General features: G+C 66.3%; 20 protein-coding genes. 12 read left to right on the top strand and 8 right to left on the bottom strand.

Annotated features, from left to right (window positions below):
* The first annotated feature begins 1 nt into the window (after nucleotide 1).
* Together NU688_RS17935 and NU688_RS17930 are read left to right on the top strand one after the other, a co-directional pair.
* Nucleotides 2-904, top strand: a complete 903-nt coding sequence (locus NU688_RS17935) for an RNA ligase family protein (protein WP_257862121.1) — start codon at nucleotides 2-4, stop codon at nucleotides 902-904.
* Entirely contained in the window at nucleotides 901-2,040 is a 1,140-nt protein-coding gene (locus NU688_RS17930; protein ID WP_257862120.1) for an AAA family ATPase, read from the top strand. Before NU688_RS17935 ends, NU688_RS17930 begins: the two co-directional genes overlap by 4 nt.
* 61 nt (nucleotides 2,041-2,101) lie before the next feature.
* Here NU688_RS17930 and ffh read toward each other — a convergent pair whose 3' ends face one another.
* Nucleotides 2,102-3,490, bottom strand: coding sequence for a signal recognition particle protein (ffh, locus tag NU688_RS17925; protein ID WP_257862119.1), 1,389 nt, complete (start codon nucleotides 3,488-3,490; stop codon nucleotides 2,102-2,104).
* A 115-nt stretch (nucleotides 3,491-3,605) separates the two neighbouring features.
* On the opposite strand from ffh, the gene NU688_RS17920 reads away from it, so the two are divergent.
* The 8 genes from NU688_RS17920 (at nucleotide 3,606) to NU688_RS17885 (ending at nucleotide 14,013) form a co-directional block, all read left to right on the top strand.
* The gene (locus NU688_RS17920; RefSeq protein ID WP_257862118.1) at nucleotides 3,606-4,421 is read left to right on the top strand and encodes an inner membrane protein YpjD; all 816 of its coding nucleotides are present in this window, start codon (nucleotides 3,606-3,608) and stop codon (nucleotides 4,419-4,421) included.
* Nucleotides 4,418-4,690, top strand: a complete 273-nt coding sequence (locus NU688_RS17915; protein ID WP_013539480.1) for a PP0621 family protein — start codon at nucleotides 4,418-4,420, stop codon at nucleotides 4,688-4,690. Before NU688_RS17920 ends, NU688_RS17915 begins: the two co-directional genes overlap by 4 nt.
* Before the next feature lie 16 nt (nucleotides 4,691-4,706).
* On the top strand, nucleotides 4,707-6,404 hold the full coding sequence (locus NU688_RS17910) for a nitrogen regulation protein NR(II) (protein WP_257862117.1): 1,698 nt from the start codon (nucleotides 4,707-4,709) through the stop codon (nucleotides 6,402-6,404).
* A gap of 4 nt (nucleotides 6,405-6,408) precedes the next feature.
* Nucleotides 6,409-7,980, top strand: coding sequence for a sigma-54 dependent transcriptional regulator (locus NU688_RS17905; protein ID WP_257862116.1), 1,572 nt, complete (start codon nucleotides 6,409-6,411; stop codon nucleotides 7,978-7,980).
* Nucleotides 7,967-8,590, top strand: a complete 624-nt coding sequence (gene ampD, locus NU688_RS17900) for a 1,6-anhydro-N-acetylmuramyl-L-alanine amidase AmpD (protein ID WP_257862115.1) — start codon at nucleotides 7,967-7,969, stop codon at nucleotides 8,588-8,590. The genes NU688_RS17905 and ampD overlap by 14 nt, the downstream gene beginning before the upstream one ends.
* 350 nt (nucleotides 8,591-8,940) lie before the next feature.
* Nucleotides 8,941-11,856 (top strand): ribonucleoside-diphosphate reductase subunit alpha, encoded by a 2,916-nt coding sequence (locus NU688_RS17895; protein WP_257862114.1) that lies wholly within the window; start codon nucleotides 8,941-8,943, stop codon nucleotides 11,854-11,856.
* Nucleotides 11,857-12,059: 203 nt separating this feature from the next.
* A complete protein-coding gene (locus NU688_RS17890) occupies nucleotides 12,060-13,298 on the top strand; it encodes a ribonucleotide-diphosphate reductase subunit beta (protein WP_257862113.1) in 1,239 nt (412 codons plus the stop codon).
* 196 nt (nucleotides 13,299-13,494) lie between these two features.
* Complete coding sequence (locus NU688_RS17885; RefSeq protein WP_257862111.1) at nucleotides 13,495-14,013, top strand: histone H1-like DNA-binding protein; 519 nt, start codon at nucleotides 13,495-13,497, stop codon at nucleotides 14,011-14,013.
* Nucleotides 14,014-14,094: 81 nt separating this feature from the next.
* Here the strand turns inward: NU688_RS17885 and NU688_RS17880 are convergent, their stop codons facing one another.
* The 7 genes from NU688_RS17880 to NU688_RS17850 all read right to left on the bottom strand — a co-directional run bounded on the left by NU688_RS17880 (nucleotide 14,095) and on the right by NU688_RS17850 (nucleotide 20,511).
* Nucleotides 14,095-14,997, bottom strand: coding sequence for a carbohydrate kinase family protein (locus tag NU688_RS17880; protein WP_257862109.1), 903 nt, complete (start codon nucleotides 14,995-14,997; stop codon nucleotides 14,095-14,097).
* 70 nt (nucleotides 14,998-15,067) lie between these two features.
* On the bottom strand, nucleotides 15,068-16,459 hold the full coding sequence (locus NU688_RS17875) for a zinc-ribbon and DUF3426 domain-containing protein (RefSeq protein WP_257862108.1): 1,392 nt from the start codon (nucleotides 16,457-16,459) through the stop codon (nucleotides 15,068-15,070).
* An 82-nt stretch (nucleotides 16,460-16,541) separates the two neighbouring features.
* On the bottom strand, nucleotides 16,542-17,432 hold the full coding sequence (gene prmA, locus NU688_RS17870; RefSeq protein WP_257862107.1) for a 50S ribosomal protein L11 methyltransferase: 891 nt from the start codon (nucleotides 17,430-17,432) through the stop codon (nucleotides 16,542-16,544).
* 16 nt (nucleotides 17,433-17,448) lie between these two features.
* Nucleotides 17,449-18,798 (bottom strand): acetyl-CoA carboxylase biotin carboxylase subunit, encoded by a 1,350-nt coding sequence (gene accC / locus NU688_RS17865; RefSeq protein ID WP_257862106.1) that lies wholly within the window; start codon nucleotides 18,796-18,798, stop codon nucleotides 17,449-17,451.
* Between the two features lie 2 nt (nucleotides 18,799-18,800).
* Nucleotides 18,801-19,259, bottom strand: a complete 459-nt coding sequence (gene accB, locus NU688_RS17860) for an acetyl-CoA carboxylase biotin carboxyl carrier protein (RefSeq protein WP_257862105.1) — start codon at nucleotides 19,257-19,259, stop codon at nucleotides 18,801-18,803.
* A 100-nt stretch (nucleotides 19,260-19,359) separates the two neighbouring features.
* On the bottom strand, nucleotides 19,360-19,914 hold the full coding sequence (locus NU688_RS17855; RefSeq protein WP_257862104.1) for a TlpA disulfide reductase family protein: 555 nt from the start codon (nucleotides 19,912-19,914) through the stop codon (nucleotides 19,360-19,362).
* Nucleotides 19,915-20,511 (bottom strand): hypothetical protein, encoded by a 597-nt coding sequence (locus NU688_RS17850; protein WP_257862414.1) that lies wholly within the window; start codon nucleotides 20,509-20,511, stop codon nucleotides 19,915-19,917.
* 111 nt (nucleotides 20,512-20,622) lie between these two features.
* Here NU688_RS17850 and mpl point away from each other — a divergent pair, with 111 nt between their 5' ends.
* Both mpl and NU688_RS17840 read left to right on the top strand, forming a co-directional pair.
* Entirely contained in the window at nucleotides 20,623-22,095 is a 1,473-nt protein-coding gene (gene mpl / locus NU688_RS17845; RefSeq protein ID WP_257862102.1) for a UDP-N-acetylmuramate:L-alanyl-gamma-D-glutamyl-meso-diaminopimelate ligase, read from the top strand.
* Nucleotides 22,092-22,601: a cupin domain-containing protein gene (locus NU688_RS17840; protein ID WP_257862101.1), complete on the top strand. Its 510-nt coding sequence runs from the start codon at nucleotides 22,092-22,094 to the stop codon at nucleotides 22,599-22,601. The genes mpl and NU688_RS17840 overlap by 4 nt, the downstream gene beginning before the upstream one ends.
* Nucleotides 22,602-22,606: the final 5 nt, after the last annotated feature.

Here is a 22,606-nt window from a genome sequence, read left to right as displayed (position 1 = left end):
CGTGTTCCCTCTTTCTTCTTCCCTTTCATCGATTCCGCTGCTCAAGTACCCGCGTACTGCGCATCTGGAAGGCTCTCGCCTGCAGGCCGGCGATACCGACGACGGCCAGACGCCGTTGTCCGCGCTGCACGGCCAGCATGTGGTCATCGAGGAAAAACTCGATGGCGCGAATGCCGCCGTGTCGTTCACTTCGGCAGGCGAGCTGCTGCTGCAATCGCGCGGCCACTACCTGGCCGGCGGCGCGGGCGAGCGGCAGTTCAACCTGTTCAAGCACTGGGCCGCGGCGCATGAAGCCGCGCTGCTCGAGCGCCTCGAAGACCGCTACGTGATGTACGGCGAGTGGTGCTTTGCCAAGCACAGCTGCTGGTACGACCGACTGCCCGCGCTCTTCCTGGAGTTCGACTTGTATGACCGACGGGCGGCGTGCTTTCTCTCGACGCCTGCCCGGCACGCGCTGCTGGCCGATGGACCGGTGATGTCGGTGCCCGTGCTGTACGAGGGCGAGATGCCGCACAGCGCGAAGGCACTGCGCATGCTGGTGCGGCCGTCGCTGGCGCGCAGCACCGACTGGAAGCCGGCCTTCGAGCAGGCCGTAGCGCAAGAGAACCAACCGCTCGATCTCGTGCGGCAGCAAACCGACCTGTCCGATCTGGCCGAGGGCCTGTACCTCAAGACCGAATCGGACGGCCAGGTGACCGGCCGCTACAAGTGGGTGCGGCCGGACTTCGTGCAGACCATCCTCGACTCGGGCTCGCACCACAGCCGCCGGCCCGTGCTGCCCAACCAGCTCGCGCCGGGCGTGGACCTCTACGCGCCGACACCGCAAGTGAGCTGGCAAGACCTGGGGCTGCGCACGCTGCATGACCCCGCCGACCTGACAACAACCACAAGGAGGCCGCGATGACTTACGACGATCTGCGCGCGCTGGTCCCCACGCCCACGCAGGGCTACGACTGGACCCGGTGCTGTGACCTGCTGCCGGCCTTGCTGCGCCTCGAAGAAACGCCGCAAGACCCGTACTACCACGCCGAGGGCAACGTCGGCATCCACACGCGCATGGTGCTCGACGCGCTCATGGCCGACGCGCACTTCCAGGGCGCCGACACCGATGGCCGCTTCGTGCTGTTCATGGCCTGCCTGCTGCACGACATCGCCAAGCCCGACACCACGGTGATCGACGAAGCCAGCGGCCGCATCGGCCAGCCCGGTCACTCGCGCCGCGGATCGGTCGACGTGCGCGTGCTGATGTGGAAGGCCCGCGTGCCGTTCGGGCTGCGCGAGGCCATCTGCCGGATCATCGCCGTGCACCAGGTACCGTTCCACGCCTTCGCCTCGCGCAAGGGCGAGCGGCCCGAGTGGCTGGTGCACCGGCTCTCGTGGGAGCTGAGCCTGCCCGACCTGTGCTGCGTGGCGCGCTGCGACATGCTCGGGCGCCACTACGAAAAGCGCGCCGACAGCCTGGCCGACATCGCGCTCTTCGAGCAACTCGCGCAGGAGGAAGGCTGCTGGACCGGCCCCCGAAAGATGGCCGATGCGCACACGCGTCTGGCGTACTTTCGCGGCGCCGACACCAGCCCCGACTACCCGCTGTTCCAGCAGCCGGGCGCGCAGGTCACGGTGATGTGCGGCCTGCCCGCAAGCGGCAAGAACCACTGGGTGGCGCAGCATCGCAAGGGCTGGCCGGTCGTGTCCTTTGACGATGCACGCGCCGAGTTGGGCCTCAGGCATGGCGAGAACGATGGGCTCGCCGCACACCACGCGGTCGACCAGGCGAAGGCGCTGCTGCGCAAGCACGAGCGCTTCGTCTGGAATGCCACACACCTGAGCCAGCAGATGCGCACCAAGACGCTGGACCTGCTCTGGGCGTACCACGCGCAGATCAAGCTGGTGTACCTGGAGGTGCCGCACCCGGAGCTGATGCGCCGCAACCGCGAGCGCGACACCACGCTGTCGAACGCAGGCATCGAGCGGATGCTGCATCGCTGGGAGCTGCCCGCACCGATCGAGGCGCACGAGACGGTCTACGACGTGCAGACCTGAAAACGACGAAGCCCGCCGGGACATCCCCCGGCGGGCTTCTGTCTATATATATGTGCGCAGCTCAGAACGGCAGCTTCGGACCACCAGGCCCACCCATGCCGCCCATCCCCTTCATGCCGCCCATCTTCTTCATCATCTTCATGAGGCCGCCGCCCTTCATCTTCTTCATCATTCCCTGCATCTGCTCGAACTCGTTGAGCAGGCGGTTCACTTCCTGAACCTGCACGCCCGCGCCGGCCGCGATGCGGCGCTTGCGCGTGGCCTTCAGCAACTCGGGCTTGCGGCGCTCCAGCGGGGTCATGCTCTGGATGATCCCTTCCTTGCGGCGGATGTCGCGCTCGGCACGCGTCATGTCGGCCTCGCTCGCCTTGGCGGCCATCTGCGCAGGCAGCTTGTCCATGAGGCTGGAGAGTCCGCCCATCTGCTTCATCTGCTGCAGCTGGCCGAGGAAGTCGTTGAGGTCGAAGCCCGCGCCGCTCTTGACCTTGGCCGCGAGCTTCTGCGCCGCCACCACGTCGACGCCGGCCGTCACCTGCTCGACCAGTGCGACGATGTCGCCCATGCCCAGGATGCGGCCCGCATGGCGCTCGGCGTCGAACACCTCCAGGCCGTCGATCTTCTCGCTCGTGCCGGCGAACTTGATCGGCACGCCGGTCACCTGCCGCACCGACAGCGCCGCACCGCCGCGCGAATCGCCGTCGGTCTTGGTCAGGATGATGCCGGTGAGGGGCAGCGCCTCCTTGAAGGCCTTGGCGGTGTTGATCGCGTCCTGGCCCTGCATGGCATCGACCACGAACAGGGTTTCGACCGGATCGAGCGCTGCGTGCAGCTGCTTGATTTCGGTCATCAGCACTTCGTCGATGGCGAGGCGGCCGGCGGTGTCGACCAGCAGCACGTCGAAGTAGTGGCGCTTGGCGTGGTCGAGCGCGGCGCGCGCGATGTCCAGCGGCTTCTGGTCGGGCGTGCTCGGGAACCACTCGGCGCCGGCCTGCTTGGTCACGGTCTTGAGCTGTTCGATGGCGGCCGGACGGTACACGTCGCCCGACACCGTCAGCACCTTCTTCTTGCGCTTCTCGATCAGGTGCTTGGCGAGCTTGGCGGTGGTGGTGGTCTTGCCGGCGCCCTGCAGGCCGGCCATGAGGATCACCGCCGGCGGCTGGGCCGCGAGGTTGATGTCGGAAATGCCCTCGCCCATGGTGGCGGCAAGCTCGCGGTTCACGATGCCGACCAGCGCCTGGCCCGGCTTGAGCGAGCCCAGCACCTCCTGGCCCAGCGACTTTTCCTTCACCCGGGCGACGAAGTCGCGCACCACGGGCAGCGCCACGTCGGCCTCCAGCAGCGCCATGCGCACCTCGCGCAGCATGTCCTGCACGTTGCTTTCGGTGATGCGGGCCTGGCCGCTCATCGTCTTGACGAGGCGGGAGAACTTTTCTGTAAGGGCGGTGGCCATGAGCGGGGATGCCTTGCTGCCCGCTGCGGCGGGCCGGATGGAAAGTCTGAAAGACGAGGGGAGAACTTGAAGTCGGGCGCGGGGAACGCAAGGGCGAGCCGGTACACTCCGGCCGATGATTTTAGCGATCCCCTCCCCACTCGGCGTGGCGCTGGGCATCGCCACTGCGGCAGCCTATGGGTTTGCCGCTGCTGCGGGTGCCCGGCTGAGCCGTCAAACCACCCAATGGGCCCTTGGAATTGCATGGCTTCTGCATGCAGCGGTGCTGGCCCATGGGCTGGTCGGCAACGAGCCGCGCTTCGGTTTTGCACCTGCCCTGTCAGTTACGGCCTGGCTGGTGCTCACGGTCTATGCGATCGAAAGCCGCATGTACCCGCAATTGAAGGTGCGGCGGGCGCTCGCCTGGCTTGGGGCGGCGGCCGTGCTGTTGGCCATCCTGTTTCCGGGAACGCCGCTGCATGTCACCGCCTCGCCGTGGCTGCCTTTGCACCTCGCGCTGGGCATCGCCTCCTACGGATTGTTCGGTGCGGCCGTGGTCCATGCCTGGCTGATCACGCGCGCCGAGAAGCAGATTCGCCTGACGACCGGCACGGCCCCCGAAGGCGGCGTGCCGCTGCTCACGCTGGAGCGCCTCACCTTCCGCTTCGTGACCGCGGGCTTCGTGCTGCTGTCGGCCACGCTGCTGGCCGGCCTGCTGTTCACCGAGCAGCTGTATGGCGCCGCGGGCCGCGCCTGGAAGTGGGACCACAAGACGACCTTCTCGGTCCTCGCCTGGGTCACCTTCGCGGTTCTCCTGATCGGCCGCGCGCGCTTCGGCTGGCGTGGCCGCACGGCCCGCCGCGTGCTGTACGCCGGCTCTGCCCTGTTGCTGCTGGCCTATGTGGGTTCCCGCTTCGTGCTCGAAGTGGTGCTGGCGCGTCCTCCCGTATGAAATACCTCCTCGTCCTCGCCGTGCTCTGGATCGCCATCTGGCTCTGGCGCAAGAACCGGCGCGAAGAAATGCGCGATGCCCAGCGCGAGCGCATGGCCAAGGCACAACAACGCCCGGCCGCGCCGACGGCTGTCGGCGCGCCGCAGGCGATGGTGCGCTGCGCCCATTGCGGCCTGCACCTGCCCGCGAGCGATGCCATCGCCGGCCCCGACGATGCGGTCTATTGCAGCACCGCCCACCGTCAGGCCGCGGTCGCGGCGCGCGGCTGAACACGCCCTCTGCTCCATGAGCACCCCCCTCTGGTCGCGCGGCGAGCCGGTCACCGACTGGGACGTGCTCGAACCAGGCGGGAGTGAAAGCACGGCGCTGCTGCGGCTCTGGCGCGGCTTCATGGCCGCGCGCTGTTTTGTCGCGCTGGTGCTGGTGGTGCTGCAGGGCGTGGCCTTCGCGCTCGGGCAGACGATGCAGGCGGTGGCCATCGCGATCTGCGCGGCTTACCTCGTCGCCACCTGGCTGGAGCTGCGCTATGCGCACTTCGAACCACCGATCCGCGGTTTCTCGACGCTCTGGCTGCTGACCATCGGCGTCGACCTCGCCACCTTCACCGCAATGCAGGTGCTGCAGAGCGGCAACGTCAACTACACGCCGCTGTTCGCGCTGCCGGTGCTCATGAGCGCGGTGCTCGGCACGATGATGGTGAGCCTGGGCACCACGGCCACCGTCACGCTGCTGCTGCTGGCCGATGCGGGATGGCACTGGCTGCAGCAGCCGGGCGACTCCTCGGCCCGCTTCGTGCAGGCGGCGCTCACCGGCACCGGCCTCTTCGTGGTGGCCCTGCTCGCGCACGAGCTGGCGCGCCGGCTGGCGCGCGAAGAGGCGGTGGCGCAACGCAACCGCAGCAGCGCGCAGATGCAGGCGGAGGTCAATGACCTGGTGATCGAGACACTGGCCGAAGGCGTGCTGGTGATTGACGCCGAAGGCATGGTGCATGCGGCCAACCCGGCGGCCGATGCGATCCTCGGCCAGGGCCTGGCGAAACTCCCGCTGCCGTTCGCGCTGCATGCGCAGCCCGCCTGGCATGCGCTGGCGGCACTCTCTCGCCAGACCTTCGCGCGGCGGGCGCCGCAGTCCGAGGAGATTCCCGTCGCGCAGGCCCGCGGCGCGGCGCGCGAGGTGCGCGTGCGCACCCGGCTCACGCCCACCAGCGACAAGCGCGCCGACAGCCTCTGCGTGATGTTCCTGCAGGACCTGCGCGAACTCGAGGCCCGCATCCGCACCGAGAAGCTGGCCGCGATGGGGCGAATGTCCGCCGCCGTGGCGCATGAAATCCGCAACCCGCTGGCCGCCATCGCGCAAGCGAGCGCACTGCTCAGCGAAGACCTCACCGACCCCGCGCACCGCAAGCTGACCGACATGGTCCAGCACAACGCGCAGCGCCTGGCCCGCATCGTGGACGACGTGCTCGACGTCTCGCGCGCCCGTCAGCAGCGCGTGCTCTCGCTCGGCGAACAGGTGGTGCTCGACCCGGCGGTGCAGGTGCTGGCCGAGGAATGGGTGCGCCAGACGCAGCGCAAGGGCGTGCTGGTCGCGCTCGACGCGGCCGGCATCGACGTGCGCTTCGACGCCGAGCACCTGCGCCGACTGCTGGTGAACCTGCTGGACAACGCGTCGCGCTATGCGGGCAAGGGCGAGGGCGCGATCCAGGTCATCACCACGCTGCAGCGCGCGGGCACCAACCGCCCGGCCCTGCAGGTGTGGAGCGACGGTGCGCCGCTGGAGCCGGCGGTGCAGCGCCACCTGTTCGAGCCCTTCTTCTCATCCGAAAGCCGCTCCAGCGGCCTGGGCCTTTTTCTCTGCCGCGAGCTGTGCCGGCGCCACGGCGCCACCATCGGCTACGAGCGGCGGGCGCTGGTGACGGGCGGCCCTGAAGGCAACGAATTCTTCGTCAGCTTTGCCGCCAGTGAGAACCGGCTGACACAATAGCGTCGTGAGCACCCCACTGTCTTCCGCCCCGCGTCCCGCGCAGATCCTTGTCATCGACGACGAGCCCGACCTGCGCACGCTGTATGAGCTGACGCTGCTGCGCGAGGGCTACCGCGTCGAAGCCGCGGGCAGCGTGTCCGAAGCCTGGCAGCACCTGGAGGCTGCGCGCTTCGATGCGGTGATCACTGACATGCGGCTGCCCGACGGACAGGGCATGGAGATCATCCACCGCATCCAGAAGAACCAGCGCAGCGAGCGCTGCGTGGTGATGACGGCCTACGGCTCGGCGGAAAACGCGGTTGAGGCGCTCAAGGCGGGTGCGTTCGACTACCTCACGAAGCCGGTCGACCTGAAGCAGTTCCGGGCCGTGGTCGCTTCCGCGGTGCAGGCCACGCGGGCGCCCGTCGTGCAGGTCAAGCCGGAGAAAACGGCCGCTGCGAGCACCAGCGAACGCGCCGAGGCCGCATCGGTCACCGGCAGCAGCGGCATTGCGGCGCTCGATCGCCTGGTGGGCGAGTCGGACCCGATGCGCCTGGTCAAGTCGCGCATCGCCAAAGTGGCACGCGGCATGGCACCGGTACTGGTGCGTGGCGAGTCGGGCACCGGCAAGGAGCTGGTGGCGCGTGCGGTGCACGCCTGCAGCCAGCGCAGCGACGGGCCTTTCGTCGCGGTCAACTGTGGCGCGATTCCCGAGAACCTGCTCGAAGCCGAATTCTTCGGCGCGAAAAAAGGTTCGTACACCGGCTCCTCGCAAGACCGCGACGGCTACTTCCAGGCCGCGCGCAGCGGCACGCTGTTCCTCGACGAAATCGGCGACCTGCCGCTGGCTATGCAGTCGAAGCTCTTGCGCGCGATCCAGGAGCGCAGCGTGCGCTCGATCGGCTCGACGCAGGAAGAAGCGGTCGACGTACGCATCGTGAGCGCCACCCACAAAGACCTGCACGCCGAAGTGCAGGCCGGCCGCTTCCGGCAAGACCTTTTCTACCGCCTCAACGTGATCGAGATCGCGGTGCCCGCGCTGCGCGACCGCCGCGAGGACCTGCCCGCGCTCTGCGCCGCGCTGCTCGCGCGTATCGCGCAGGACGGCGGGCTGCCGGTGCCGCACCTGTCGGCCGAGCTGCTGCGCCGCCTCGCGCTGCACCCACTCGACGGCAATGTGCGGGAGCTCGAGAACCTGCTGCACCGCGCGGTCGCGCTCAACGACGGCGACGAACTGCACCTGGACCTGATGGGCGGCAACGTCGCCACGACGATGGCTGCGGCCGACGTGGCATCGGCCACGGCCGCGCAGCTCGCACCGCCCGGCGACGCACCGGTCGCTTTCGTGCCGCCGCCAGCACCGGTGGCGGAGTTCAAGCCTGCGCCGCCGCCCCTGCCCTCCGACCTGCAGGCCTACCTCGACCAGCAGGAGCGCGAGATTCTCGTGCGCGCCCTACACGAGAGCGGCTTCAACCGCACCGCGGCCGCCGCACGCCTGGGCATGAGCCTGCGCCAGATCCGCTACCGCATCGCGCGGCTGGGCATCACCACGCCCAACGGCGACGATGGCGCCAGCAGCAGCCATGTCGACGACTGAAGAGACCCTCCCGCACAACACGCCGCCCGCCGACGACGGGCTCTGGCGGGCCGGCTGGTACCGCTTCGCGAAGGCCCTGCCCTCGCCGAACTTCGGCCCCCGCCCGGCCGGTGCGCAGACCGACCTGATCGTGCTGCATTCGATCAGCCTGCCGCCCGGCGAATACGGTGGCGATGCGGTGCAGCGGCTCTTCACCAACCGGCTCGACTGGGATGCGCACCCCTACTTCCAGTCGATCCGCGGCATTGAGGTGTCCTCGCATTTCTACGTGCGCCGCAACGGCGAGCTCTGGCAATTCGTGAGCTGCGACGACCGGGCCTGGCATGCAGGCGTGTCGTCGTGGCGCGGCCGCGGCAACTGCAACGACGACTCCATCGGCATCGAGCTCGAAGGGCTCGAGGGCCAGACCTTCGAAGCCGCGCAGTACGAGACGCTGGCCAGCCTCTGCCCCGCGATCGCGCAGCACTACGCCATCGCATTCATCGCCGGTCACGAGCACATCGCACCGGGCCGGAAACAGGACCCCGGCGCGGGCTTCGATTGGCGATTGCTGCACGCGCAATTGGGCTGGAAATCACAGATGTTTCCCCCACATGTGATCGAGCACTAATTTTTTCAATCGCGTGACGCCCCGCGATGCCCTGCCCTCCGGCCGCATCGCTTTCGAGAATTCAAATGTGAACCGCAGCAACCATGCGGCTTGCAGGCTCAAATCAGCTTGCAAGCCACGCCCCATGCGGGTTGCGCGACCATAGGCCAGTGTTCACGCGGCATCGCCAGCCATGGCCTATGCCTGGAGAGATACCCGCCCTAGGTGAACCACTCACAAAACACTACCGGTAGTGGCTTGTAGACCCATGACACCCTAGATATAGTGTCCTCCGTCCGGTCAACAACGCCGGCGCGGCGCCCCGCCAAGGCGTCGCCACCCAACAAGAATTGCCAACCGAGAGGAAGCGAATGCAAACTGCCCTGAACACCCCATCGACCCCGCGTGCCGTTCCCTCGACGCCGCCGCAGCAGCAGCGGGACACTGCCGGCTCGCCCACCGGCCAGAACCTCGCGCACTACCAGATCATCCGCCGCAACGGCGCCGTCGTGCCCTTCGAGCCGAACAAGATCGCCATCGCGATGATGAAGGCCTTCCTGGCCGTGCACGGCACCCAGGGGGCGGCTTCGGCCAGCGTGCGCGAGACGGTCGACACGCTCACCCAGGCCGTCATTCGCGCCATGGTGCGCTCGCGTCCGGGCGGCGGCACCTTCCACATCGAAGACGTGCAGGACCAGGTCGAGCTCGGCCTGATGCGCGGCGGCCACCATGAAATCGCACGTGCCTACGTGCTGTATCGCGAACACCGCACGCAGGAGCGTTCCAAGCAGGGCGAACACGACATGCCCGCCGTGCAGACGCTGCACGTGCTGGACAACGGCGAGCGCGTCGAGCTCGACCTGAACCAGCTCAAGGGCCTGATCGAATCGGCCTGCGAGAACCTGGGCGACAGCATCACCGCCGCGCCGATCGTCGCCGAGACGATGCGTAACCTCTACGACGGCGTGCCGCTCGACGAGGTCTACAAGGCCTCGATCCTGGCGGCCCGCACGCTGATCGAGAAAGATCCCGACTACACCTTCGCCACCGCGCGCCTCTTGCTGCACACGATCTTCAAGGAGATCGTCGGCCGCGAAGTGATGCCGGTCGACCGTGCCACCGCCTACGCCGATTACTTCCCGCAGTTCATCAAGAAGGGCGTGGAGAACGATCTGCTCGACGAGAAACTGCTGCAGTACGACCTGCCCCGCCTGGGCGCGGCCCTCAAGGCCGAACGCGACAACCAGTTCGACTACCTGGGCCTGCAGACGCTGTACGACCGCTACTTCCTGCATGTGCGCAAGACCCGCATCGAACTGCCGCAGGCGTTCTTCATGCGCGTGGCCATGGGCCTGTCGCTTGGCGAAATCGACCGCGAAGCGCGCGCCATCGAGTTCTACGAAGTGCTGTCTTCGTTCGACTTCATGTCGAGCACACCGACGCTGTTCAACGCCGGCACACTGCGCTCGCAGCTCTCCAGCTGCTACCTGACCACCGTGCCCGACGACCTGGACGGCATCTACGAGTCGATCAAGGAAAACGCGCTGCTCTCGAAGTTCGCGGGGGGCCTCGGCAACGACTGGACCCGCGTGCGCGCGCTCGGCAGCCACATCAAGGGCACGAACGGCGAATCGCAGGGCGTGGTGCCGTTCCTCAAGGTGGTGAACGACACGGCCGTGGCGGTGAACCAGGGCGGCAAGCGCAAGGGCGCCGTCTGCACGTACCTCGAGTCGTGGCACCTGGACATCGAGGAGTTCCTGGAACTGCGCAAGAACACCGGCGATGACCGCCGCCGCACGCACGACATGAACACGGCCAACTGGATCCCCGACCTCTTCATGCGCCGCGTGATGGAAAAGGGCACCTGGACGCTGTTCTCGCCTTCCAACGTGCCTGACCTGCACGACCTGTTCGGCGCCGACTTCGAAAAGGCCTACGTCGCCTACGAAGAAAAGGCCGCCCGCGGCGAGATCAAGCCCGCGCGCACCATCCAGGCGTCGGACCTGTGGCGCAAGATGCTCACGATGCTGTTCGAGACCGGCCATCCCTGGATCACGTTCAAGGACGCCTGCAACGTGCGCTCGCCGCAGCAGCACGCCGGCGTCGTGCACTCGTCGAACCTCTGCACCGAGATCACGCTGAACACCAGCGACACCGAAACGGCCGTCTGCAACCTGGGTTCGGTGAACCTGCTGCAGCACTTGAAGGACGGCAAGGTCGACCAGGAAAAGCTCAAGCGGACGATCTCGACCGCGATGCGCATGCTCGACAACGTGATCGACATCAACTACTACGCCGTGAAGAAGGCGCGCGACTCGAACCTGCGCCATCGTCCGGTGGGCCTGGGCCTCATGGGCTTCCAGGACGCGCTGTACGAGCTGCGCATCCCCTACGCCTCGCAGGAAGCCGTGCAGTTCGCCGACGAGTCGATGGAAGCCATCTGCTACCACGCCTACTGGGCATCGACCGAGCTGGCCAAGGAACGCGGCAAGTACTCGAGCTACAAGGGCTCGCTGTGGGACAAGGGCATCTTGCCGATCGACACGCTCGACCTGCTCGAGCAGGCACGCGGCGGCTACGTCGAGGTCGACCGCTCGGCCACGCTCGACTGGGACGCGCTGCGCGCCAAGATCAAGGCCGACGGCATGCGCAATTCGAACTGCGTGGCCATCGCACCGACCGCGACCATCTCGAACATCATCGGCGTGGACGCTTCGATCGAGCCCTGCTTCGGCAATCTCTCGGTCAAGTCGAACCTGTCGGGCGAATTCACCGTGATCAACCACTACCTGGTGCGCGACCTGAAGCGCCTGGGCCTGTGGGACGACGTGATGGTGATGGACCTGAAGCACTTCGACGGCTCGCTGCGTCCGATCGACCGCGTGCCGCAGGACGTGAAGGCGCTCTACGCCACTGCGTTCGAAGTGGAAACCACGTGGCTCGTCGAAGCCGCCTCGCGTCGCCAGAAGTGGATCGACCAGGCGCAGTCGCTCAACATCTACATGGCCGGCGCATCGGGCAAGAAGCTCGACGACACCTACAAGCTCGCATGGCTGCGCGGCCTGAAGACCACCTACTACCTGCGCACGCAGAGCGCGACGCACGCAGAAAAGTCGACGGTGCAATCGGGCCGTCTCAACGCGGTGTCGTCGGGCAACGACGCACCCTCGGGCATGAGCGCACTCGAAGCCGCCGCTGCTGCAGCGAAGGCACAGATGAGCGCGATGCCTGCCACCGACATCGCGTTCTGCGGTGTGGACGATCCGACGTGCGAAGCCTGCCAGTGACACGCCGATGCTCGCGACAACAGTGAGCCCGTTGAGCCAGTGAGGTGCATGCGAAAGTCGCGCGACGTTCAAGCAATGAAGCCATTGACTGACATCGCGCGATGCATGCGAGCAACATAACAACCACATAAATGGAGCGCGATGTGAACGAGCACTTTGCAACTCACATCGTTACTCCGATAATTTGAGCATTGGATTTTTCTATGTTGACCTGGGACGAAGAAGTCAAGCCCTCCTTACCAAAGGATATGCAACAAGGATTGCAGCACCACAACGCATCGACCAGCGGCTCGCCCGCAGGCCGTTCGGTGGACGCTCCGACTTCGTCGATTGCACAACCCGCATCGTCTGCCCCGCGCACGCTCGATGACGGCGCCGCCGCACCGCTGCGTCAGGTTGCTCCCGCTTCGGTTCCCGTCGTGGCGCAACGCGTCAAGGCTTCCGACAAGCGCATCATCAACGGCCAGACCGACGTCAACCAGCTGGTGCCGTTCAAGTACAAGTGGGCTTGGGAAAAATACCTCGCCACCTGCGCCAACCACTGGATGCCGCAGGAAGTGAACATGACGCGCGACATCGCGCTCTGGAAAGACCCGAACGGCCTGACCGAAGACGAACGCCGCATCGTCAAGCGCAACCTCGGCTTCTTCGTGACCGCCGACTCGCTGGCCGCCAACAACATCGTGCTGGGCACCTACCGCCACATCACGGCTCCCGAATGCCGCCAGTTCCTGCTGCGCCAGGCCTTCGAGGAAGCGATCCACACGCACGCGTACCAGTACATCGTCGAGTCGCTCGGCCTGGACGAGAGCGAGATCTTCAACGCCTACAACGAAGTGCAGTCGATCCGCGAGAAGGACCAGTTCCTGCTCCCGTTCATCGACGCCATCAGCGATCCGCACTTCAAGACCGGCACGCACGAAACCGACCAGACGCTGCTCAAGTCGCTCATCGTGTTCGCCTGCCTGATGGAAGGTCTCTTCTTCTACGTCGGCTTCACGCAGATCCTTGCGCTCGGCCGCCAGAACAAGATGACCGGCGCCGCCGAGCAGTACCAGTACATCCTGCGTGACGAGTCGATGCATTGCAATTTCGGCATCGACCTGATCAACCAGCTCAAGCTCGAGAACCCCGGCCTCTGGACCTCCGAGTTCAAGGCCGAGATCAAGGACCTCTTCATGAAGGCCGTCGAGCTCGAATACAAATACGCCGAAGACACCATGCCGCGCGGCGTGCTCGGCATGAACGCCTCCATGTTCAAGGGCTACCTGCGGTACATCGCCAACCGGCGTGCGCAGCAGATCGGCCTCGAAACGCTCTTCCCGAACGAAGAAAACCCGTTCCCCTGGATGAGCGAAATGATTGACCTGAAGAAAGAGCGCAACTTTTTCGAAACCCGCGTGATCGAGTACCAGTCGGGTGGTGCGCTCTCCTGGGATTGAATCTTTCCGATAAGAATTAATGAATTCAAGAATTGCCCTTGCCACCGATCGCGTCGAAGAGCGCGGCATGGACCAGGGCTCAGGTGTTCATGGTGCTGGGGCTCAGATTCCAACGCCATGAATCGCTTCACGCTCCCAACGTGCGTGGAGTGCTTCAATAGGTTGATTTTTTCAACTTGATCAAGGAGAAATAGAAATGGCAACTGCAAAGAAAGCGCCGGCTAAGAAAGCCGCTGCAAAGAAGGCTCCGGCAAAGAAGGTCGCGGCCGCTAAGAAGGCTCCGGCAAAGAAGGTAGCAGCGAAGAAGGCTCCGGCCAAGAAGGTTGCTGCCAAGAAGGTCGCCGCCAAGAAGGCTCCTGCCAAGAAGGTAGCAGCGAAGAAGGCAGCACCGGCCAAGAAGGCTGCTGCGAAGAAGGCTCCGGCGAAGAAGGCCGCTGCCAAGAAGGCGCCTGCGAAGAAGGCTGCGGCGAAGAAGGCTCCTGCCAAGAAGGCCCCTGCAAAGAAGGCCGCCGCCAAGAAGGCTCCTGCGAAAAAGGCTGCGGCCAAGAAAGCCGCGAAAAAGCCCGCTGCCAAGCCTGCCGCTGCTGCCAAGAAGCCTGCTGCAAAGAAGGCTGCCAAGGCACCTGCCAAGGCTGCTGTAGCGCCTGCCCCTGCCGCGCAAACGACGCTGAATCCCCAGGCAGCCTGGCCGTTTCCTACGGCCAGCAAGCCCTGAGTTTTCTCAGCGCCTTGACGGCAAAAAACCCGGCACCTCACGGTGTCGGGTTTTTTTATGGACGCTCGAAAAAGACGCTTCTTACAGGCCCAGGGCCTTGCGGTCGACCTGGTAGTTCTGCGGTCCGCGCTGCGCGATCTTGAGCGCGCCGATGCGGTTGCCCAGTGCCGCGCATTGCGCGAGCGGCCATTCCTTTTCCAGACCGAACAGCAGCGCGCCGCGCCATGCGTCGCCGCAACCCGTGGGCTCGATCACCGCGGTGGGCGTCACGCCCGGCACATGTTCGCGCTCGCCATCGATCCAGACTTCGCAGCCCTCGGCCGCCAGCGTGACCACCAGGCCGCGCACGCGCCTGGAAATCTCGGCCAGGCTCCAGCCGGTGCGCTGCGACAGCATCTTTCCTTCGTAGTCGTTGACCACGACCCAGCTCGCGAGATCGACAAAATGCTTGAGCGCATCGCCGTCGAACATCGGCAGGCCCTGGCCCGGATCGAACACGAACGGAATGCCGGCGGCGGCGAATTGCTCCGCGTGCTGCAGCATCGCCTCGCGGCCATCGGGCGCGATGATGCCGACCTTGATGTCTTCGCGCGCAACCACCTTGGTGATGTGCGCCTGCTGCATCGCACCGGGATGGAATGCGGTGATCTGGTTGTTGTCGACGTCGTTCATGATCATCGCCTGCGCGGTGAAGGTGTCGTCGAGCTGGCGCACGAACTCGGTGTCGATGCCCAGCGTGCGCATGCGCTCCAGGTAGTCGGCGCCGTCACTGCCGAGCGTGGCCATCGGCAGTGCCGTGCCGCCCAGCGCGTTGAGGCTGTAGGCGATGTTGCCGGCGCAGCCGCCGAAGTCGCGACGCAGGCCGGGCACGAGGAACGACACGTTCAGGATGTGCAGCTGGTCCGGAAGGATCTGATCGGCGAACCGGCCCTCGAAAGTCATGATGGTGTCGAACGCGAGGGAACCGCAAATCACTGCTGCCATGGGTGGACCGTTTTCGTTGAATGAAGATGGATGAAAGAAGGACGATTGCTTGCGTGCAGGCGTCGTCCAGCTAGGGATAGAAAGCTTCCACGCGGTAGCCCGCAATGGGCGGCAGCGCAGCCGCTTCTGTCGGCGACAGGGTCAGCGGCAACGAGGCTGCGCGATCGGCGCGCGCCGCGAGCACCGATGGCGCGCCGTAGTCCACGGGCATCAGCACGCGCCGCACCACCGCGCGCTCCTGCGTGTCGAGCAGCGACAGCTCGACGGCCGGCATCGCGAGCGGCACGGTCGCGGCGTTGCGCAAGGTGAAGCTCAGCCGGTAGTCGTTGCCGCCGCTCTTCTCGCGCGCGAAGGCGGCGCCCTCGATCATGATGTCGCCGATCTGGCGCAGGGCCGAGAGCTCGCAGCCGGTGTACTGGCACAGCGTCGCCAGCGCGGGACGCAAACCCGGCTGGCGCGCGACGATGCCGTCGCGCTCGTGGCGCACGATCTGCACGATGAGCAGCAGGACAGCGAGCACCGCCAGGACGACCAGCAGCAGCCGCACGCCCTTGCGCTGCCAGAAGCCGGGCGCATGGGTGTCGTGCTCTTCGTCGTCGGAAAAACGGTGGTCCTCCTCGCGCTCCGCGAACATCGGCGGCAGCGAGACAGGATTCTCCGGCTCGCTCGCCTCCCGGACCATCGACGACGACGCGGCCTTTGCCGCAGCCCTGGCCTCGCGCGACTTGTTGGCGCTCGCGATCTTGGCCGACTTGATGCGCGCGCGCCGCAGCGCCTTCTGCATCTGGACCTGGTCGTGGTCCTCTTCTTTTTCTCCCCTCTCTTCGGCGTCGTCGTCAAGGGTGGGCTCGACCAGTCCGTGCGCCTTGGCGCGCGGCACGGGCAGCGGGGGCACCGGAGGAGGCGGAGACGGCGGCGGTGGTGCGAGATTCAGGTCGATGTTCGGGAACGGCGGCAGCGAACTCGCCGGCGGCCGCCACGCGGGCTCGCTGACATCCAGGTCGGACCACGGCTCGTCCGCGATGATGCCGTGCGTGGGCAGCGAGAGCGCCGGGGACTGCGCGGGTGCTGCAGGTGGAGGAGGCGGCGCCGGTGGCTCGGGTGGCGGCGCGACCGCGACTTCCACGGGCTCGAAAGCTTGCGGCGCCGGCGACGGATGCGCCACTTCAGCCTGGGCATGCTCTTCAAGCTCGTCATCGAAGAAATCCGCGTCTTCGGAAGCCTGGGCAGGTTGCGACGGCGCGTCGGCCCGGCGCTCGGAGGAGGGCTCGACCAGTGCGGGCGAATAGCCGCTCACCGGCGACGGTGCGGGCGCCCCGTCGGATGATTCGTGCAGGTCGAGCGTCGCATCGAACACGTGGCTGCAGCGGCCGCAGCGCACCCAACCGTCCGAGATGCGAAGCTGGTCGCGCACCACCTTGAAGGTGGTGGTGCAGGCGGGGCAACGCGTGACGAGGCTCATGACCGGGCGATTGTAGGGTTGGGCCCCCGCCGCACGAATGGCGCGAACGGTGCGCGGCAGCGCGAAAACCGGGCCTCGCTGCTCAGCAGCGTGCCGTCATGAGGATCCAGCCGTCCTCGCTGTCGCTGACCTCGAGGGCCGCATACGGTGCGTAGGCCTCTTTCAGCTCGTCGGCCTGGCGCTCGAGGATGCCGGCCATCACCAGCGATCCACCTGCCGCCACATGGTTGCGCAGCAGCGGCGCGAGCACCTTAAGCGGCGTGGCCAGGATGTTGGCGAGCACGGTGTTGTAGGCACCCTTGGCCGCGTCCGGCAGGCCGGCATTCAAGCTGACGCCATTGGCTTCGGCATTGAGCAGGGTCGAGGAGACCGCGGCCTCGTCGATGTCGACAGCATCGATATCGAGCGCGCCGAACTTCGCGGCGCCGATCGCCAGAATGCCGGAGCCGCAGCCGTAGTCGAGCACGCGCTGCTTGGCAAAAGCGCCCTCGCCCTGCTTCGCGATCCAGCGCAGGCACATGCGCGTGGTGGGATGCGTGCCGGTGCCGAAGGCAAGCCCCGGATCCAGACGGATCACCTGCTTCGCCTGTTCGGGCGGCTCATGCCAGGTCGGCACGATCCAGAACTCGGGCGTGATCTCGACCGGCGCGAACTGCGATTGCGTGAGCCGCACCCAGTCCTGCTCGGGCACATTCGCCACGCCGAGCACCGCGCAGCTTTCGAAGAAGTCCTGCAGTGCGAGCAGCGATGCGGCTTCGTTCGCCAGCGCCTCGTCGGGGAACAGCGCGATCACGCGCGAGCGCTGCCAGCCCTCCTTGGGCGGCGGCATGCCGGGCTCGCCGAACAGCGCCTGCTCGGCATCGGTCTGTGCGTCGGCATCCTCGACGGACACGCTCAGCGCATCGAGTGCATCGAGCGCGTCGCTGAGCATTTCGACCCGGTCTTCGGGTGCCATCAGGCGAAGTTCGAACATGGCGTCGTCTCGTGGGTCAGCGCTTGTGTGCGGCGAGCCACTCTTCCAGGTAGTGGATGTTCGTGCCACCGGCCATGAACTTGGCGTCGACCATCAACTCGCGGTGCAGCGGGATGTTGGTCTGGATGCCTTCGATCACGGTCTCATTCAGCGCCGTGCGCATGCGCGCCATGGCCTGCTCGCGCGTGTCGCCGTACACGATGATCTTGCCGATCATCGAGTCGTAGTTCGGGGGCACGAAGTAGTTGGTGTACGCATGCGAATCGACGCGAACACCAGGGCCGCCCGGCGGGTGCCACATCGTGATGCGGCCCGGCGACGGCGTGAACTTCCAGGCGTCTTCGGCGTTGATGCGCACCTCGATGGCGTGGCCGCGCATCTCGATCTGGCGCTGGGTGAACGGCAGCTTCTCGCCGGCGGCCACCATGATCTGCGTCTTCACGATGTCGATGCCGGTGGTGAACTCCGTCACCGGATGCTCCACCTGCACGCGCGTGTTCATCTCGATGAAGTAGAACTCGCCGTTCTCATAAAGGAACTCGAAGGTGCCGGCGCCGCGGTAGCCGATCTTCTTGCAGGCCGCAGCGCAGCGCTCGCCGATCTTCTCGATCAGCTTGCGCGGAATGCCAGGGGCCGGCGATTCCTCGATCACCTTCTGGTGGCGGCGCTGCATGGAGCAGTCGCGTTCGCCCAGATAGACCGCGTTCTTGTGCTTGTCGGCGAGGATCTGGATCTCGATATGGCGCGGGTTCTGGAGAAACTTCTCCATGTACACGGCCGGATTGCTGAAGGCCGCGCCGGCCTCCGCCTTGGTCATCTGGATCGCGTTGACCAGCGCCGCCTCGGTGTGCACCACGCGCATGCCGCGGCCACCGCCGCCGCCCGCCGCCTTGATGATGACCGGATAGCCGATCGCACGGGCGATGCGCTTGTTGGTGGCGGCGTCGTCCGAAAGCTCGCCCTCGGAGCCGGGCACGCAAGGCACACCGGCCTTGATCATGGCCTGCTTGGCCGAGACCTTGTCGCCCATCGTGCGGATGTTGTCGGGCGTGGGGCCGATGAACTGGAAGCCGCTCTGCTCCACGCGTTCGGCGAAGTTGGCGTTTTCGCTCAGGAAACCGTAGCCGGGGTGGATGGCTTCGGCGTCCGTCACTTCGGCCGCCGAGATGATCGCCGGCATGTTGAGATAGCTCTGCCCCGACGGTGCCGGGCCGATGCACACGGCTTCCTGCGCCAGCTTGACGTACTTGGCGTCGCGGTCGGCTTCGGAATAGACCATGACGGCCTTGATGCCCATCTCGCTGCAGGCGCGCTGAATCCGGAGGGCAATCTCCCCCCGGTTTGCAACCAGGATCTTCTTGAACATGGTCACTCGATGATGAACAGCGGCTGGCCGTATTCGACCGCCTGCCCGTTTTCGCCGAGGATCTGGGTGATCGTGCCGGACTTGTCCGCTTCGATTTCGTTGAGGATCTTCATCGCTTCGATGATGCAGATCGTGTCGCCCTCGTTCACCTTGCTGCCGATTTCGACAAAAGCCGGCGCGCCAGGGCTGGACGAACGATAGAACGTGCCGACCATGGGCGACTTGACCGCGTGACCGGCCGGAGCGGCTTCGACTGCGGGGGCACTTGCGGCGGCCGGGGCAGCAGGCGCACCTGCCACCGGGGCGGCAGGCGGCGCTGCCAGGGTTTGCACATACTGCACCGGCGCGGCGCCACCGCCCTTGACGATGCGAACCTTGCCTTCGGTTTCGGTGATTTCCAATTCGGAAATATTCGATTCGGACACCAAATCGATCAGTGTCTTGAGTTTGCGCAGATCCATGGGACTCCAGTGCCGGCTTTGCCGGTCATTCGGATATAACTGGGCTGAAAATCGGCGATTTTCAGCGTTTGGTGGCTAACGCCAGCTTGGGCGGCCGATTCTAACCATGAACAAGTTCACGCCGCCAAGTCTCCAGATCGGAGGTTTCGAGCTTGCCCATTTTACGAGCTGCAACAGAGCCGTTACCGTTCAGCACCAGCGTGAAGGGCAATCCGCCGCCGGTATTGCCCAGGTTCTTGACCAGCTCCGTGCCTTGCAGCCCGGCCAGGCCGGTGGGATAGGTGACTGGCGTGCGCTGCAGGAACTTGCGTACAGCGCTGGGTTGGTCGATAGCCAATCCGACCACTTGCCATCCAATGGCGCCATGTTCGCGGAAGAAAGTGTCGATCATCGGCATTTCCTCGACACAGGGCGGACACCATGTGGCCCAGAAGTTGAGCAGCAGCGGCTTGCCACGGAGGCTGGAGAGGACAAGTTCACCGCCCTCCGGGCGTTCGAATTTCTGGGCCCAGAAGGTCGCGTCGAGTTGCTCGCCACCCGCCGCACTGCTGCCGGCGCTGCGTTCCCGCCACCAGGCGCCACCCACCCCGGCAGCGGCGGCCACCGCCGCCACGCCGCCATAGAGCATGCCGCGTCGTGTCGGCGAAGAAGTCATTCACTTGTCCTTTTCTCTTTCAATCAGTCGGCGCAATGCGGGCAGATCGCCGCGCGGTGTACGGCCCTGGGCATCGGGCTTCAAGGCGCCGCGCAGGTCGTCGAGGTCGTAGACCAGCAGGTGCACCCCGATTTCTTCGCCGAGCGCACGGCTTGGCGCATGCACGCTCAAGGCCTCGACCTGCTCGCCATGAAAGCCGGTGACCATGCGCGGTTCGTAGTCCACGTGGTGGTCGATCAGAGCAATCTCGGCTGACTTGGAATCGTCGCAGAACATCTGTATGTAAATGTCCGACAGCCGCGTGGCCGTGCCGTGCCACACGGCGCCGCCCACGTGCGGCCGGAAGGCGGCCATTCGCTCCATCCATTCCAGTGCCAACAGGCGCAGCGCATGCAATTCCTGTGGCTGTGTGTCGGCGCAGAAGAGCGCGATGTAGTCGCGCACCTCGGCCTCGACTTCGTCGTTGTTCGGCAGCGAAGTGCGGGCCGACAGGCCCAGGTCACGCAGGGCCCGGCGCTTGGCGGGGCCATATTCCAGCCCTTCCTCGACGACAAGGCGGGCTGCGGTGGCGGCGATTTCACGCTTGGACGTGTCCATCAGGGCATTTTGCCCGCAGTAGGCGCCACGCACACGAAATCAACATGAAGCTCGGGGCGAAGGCCGGGCTTGCGGGGTGAGCCCCGCATTCCGCCTCCCTAGAATCGCCGGATGCACATTCATATTCTGGGTATCTGCGGCACGTTCATGGGCGGACTGGCCGCCCTGGCGCGCGAAGCGGGCCACCGGGTCACGGGCTGCGACGCCGGCGTGTACCCGCCGATGAGCGACCAGCTGCGCTCCCTCGGCATCGATCTGATCGAAGGTTTCGGCGCCGATCAACTCTCTCTCTCTCCCGACATGTTCGTGGTCGGCAACGTGGTTTCGAGGGCGCGCCTGCCCGACGGCAGCCCCAAGTTCCCGTTGATGGAGGCCATCCTCGACGCCGGCAAGCCCTACACGAGCGGCCCGCAATGGCTGGCCGAGCACGTGTTGCTGGGCCGCCATGTGCTGGCCGTGGCCGGCACGCACGGCAAGACGACCACCACGTCGATGCTGGCCTGGGTGCTCGAGCAGGGCGGCAAGGCGCCGGGCTTCCTGGTGGGCGGCGTGCCGCTGGACTTCGGCGTGTCGGCCCGCCTGGGGCATGTGGCCCCCACGCTCCCCGCGTTGCGTGGTTCGCTGCCCCCCGCGGGGGCGTTCGCCGCCTTGGGGCGGCCCGGCGACGGCTCAGCGCCCTTCGTCATCGAGGCCGACGAGTACGACACGGCCTTCTTCGACAAGCGCAGCAAGTTCGTGCACTACCGGCCGCGTACCGCCGTGCTCAACAACCTCGAGTTCGACCACGCGGACATCTTCGACGACCTCGCCGCCATCGAGCGCCAGTTCCATCACCTCGTGCGCACCGTGCCCGGCACCGGGCGACTGGTGGTGAATGCCATCGAAGAGAGCTTGCAGCGCGTGCTGGCCCAGGGTTGCTGGAGCGAGCTCGCGCGTTTCGGCGCGGGCGGTGAATGGCAGGCCCGCGGCTCGCACGATGCCTTCGACGTGCTGCGACACGGCGAAGTGGTCGGCCGGGTCGAGTGGGAACTCTCGGGCCTGCACAACCAGATGAACGCGCTGGCCGCCATCGCGGCCGCCGACCACGTCGGCGTTGCGCCGGCCGATGGGGCGCGCGCGCTCGGCAGCTTTCGCAATGTGCGCCGGCGGATGGAATTGCGCGGCACGGTGGGCACGATCACCGTCTACGACGACTTCGCCCATCACCCCACCGCCATCCGCACCACGCTCGACGGCCTGCGCAAGAAGCTCGACGACACTGGCAAGCAAAGTGAGCGCATCCTCGCCGCCTTCGAGCCGCGCAGCAACACGATGAAGCTGGGCGTCATGGCTGCGCAGTTGCCGTGGAGCCTGGAGTCGGCCGATCTTTCGTTCTGCCACACCGCCGGGCTTGACTGGGATGCCGCAGCCGCCCTGGCGCCGATGGGCGACCGCGCGCAGTTCGCCGGGGCCATCGAGCCGCTGGTGGCGCAGATCGTCGCGGTCGCGCGGCCGGGCGATCACGTCGTCTGCATGAGCAACGGCGGCTTCGGCGGTGTGCACGACAAACTGCTCGCAGCCCTGCGCGCCGCGGCGGCATCATGAGCACCATGCGCACCCGGGAACTGATCGACAGCCTGAAGCTGCAGCCTCATCCAGAAGGCGGCTGGTACAGCGAGGTATTCCGCTCGACGGCCAGCGTGCTGCCGACCGATGGCCGGGACGCGCGCAGCGCGCTCACCAGCATCTACTTTTTGCTCGAAGCAGGCCAGCATTCGCGCTGGCACCGGGTGCTGTCCGACGAAGTCTGGGTGCACCTCGAAGGCGTGCCGCTGGCGCTCTGGACCTGCGATGCCGCGATGCGCACGGCACCGGCCCATGTGCGGCTGGGCCCGGTCGACGCGCACGGCACGCGTCCGCAACATGTGGTGCAGGCCGGCCAGTGGCAGGCCGCCCGCCCGATCCAGGGCCATGCCTCAGGCGACTACACGCTGGTCGCCTGCATGGTCGGCCCGGGCTTCGATTTTTCCGACTTCTCGATGGTGCCGCCGGGCAGCGACGAGGCGGCATCCATGCAGCATCACTGGCCCGACCTGGCCGGGATGCTGTAGCTCCT

It is taken from the genome of Variovorax sp. ZS18.2.2, from assembly GCF_024701975.1.
Taxonomy (GTDB): Bacteria; Pseudomonadota; Gammaproteobacteria; order Burkholderiales; family Burkholderiaceae_C; genus Variovorax.
The sequence above is the reverse complement of the archived record's forward strand: the minus strand, read 5'-3'. Positions and strand labels throughout refer to the sequence as shown.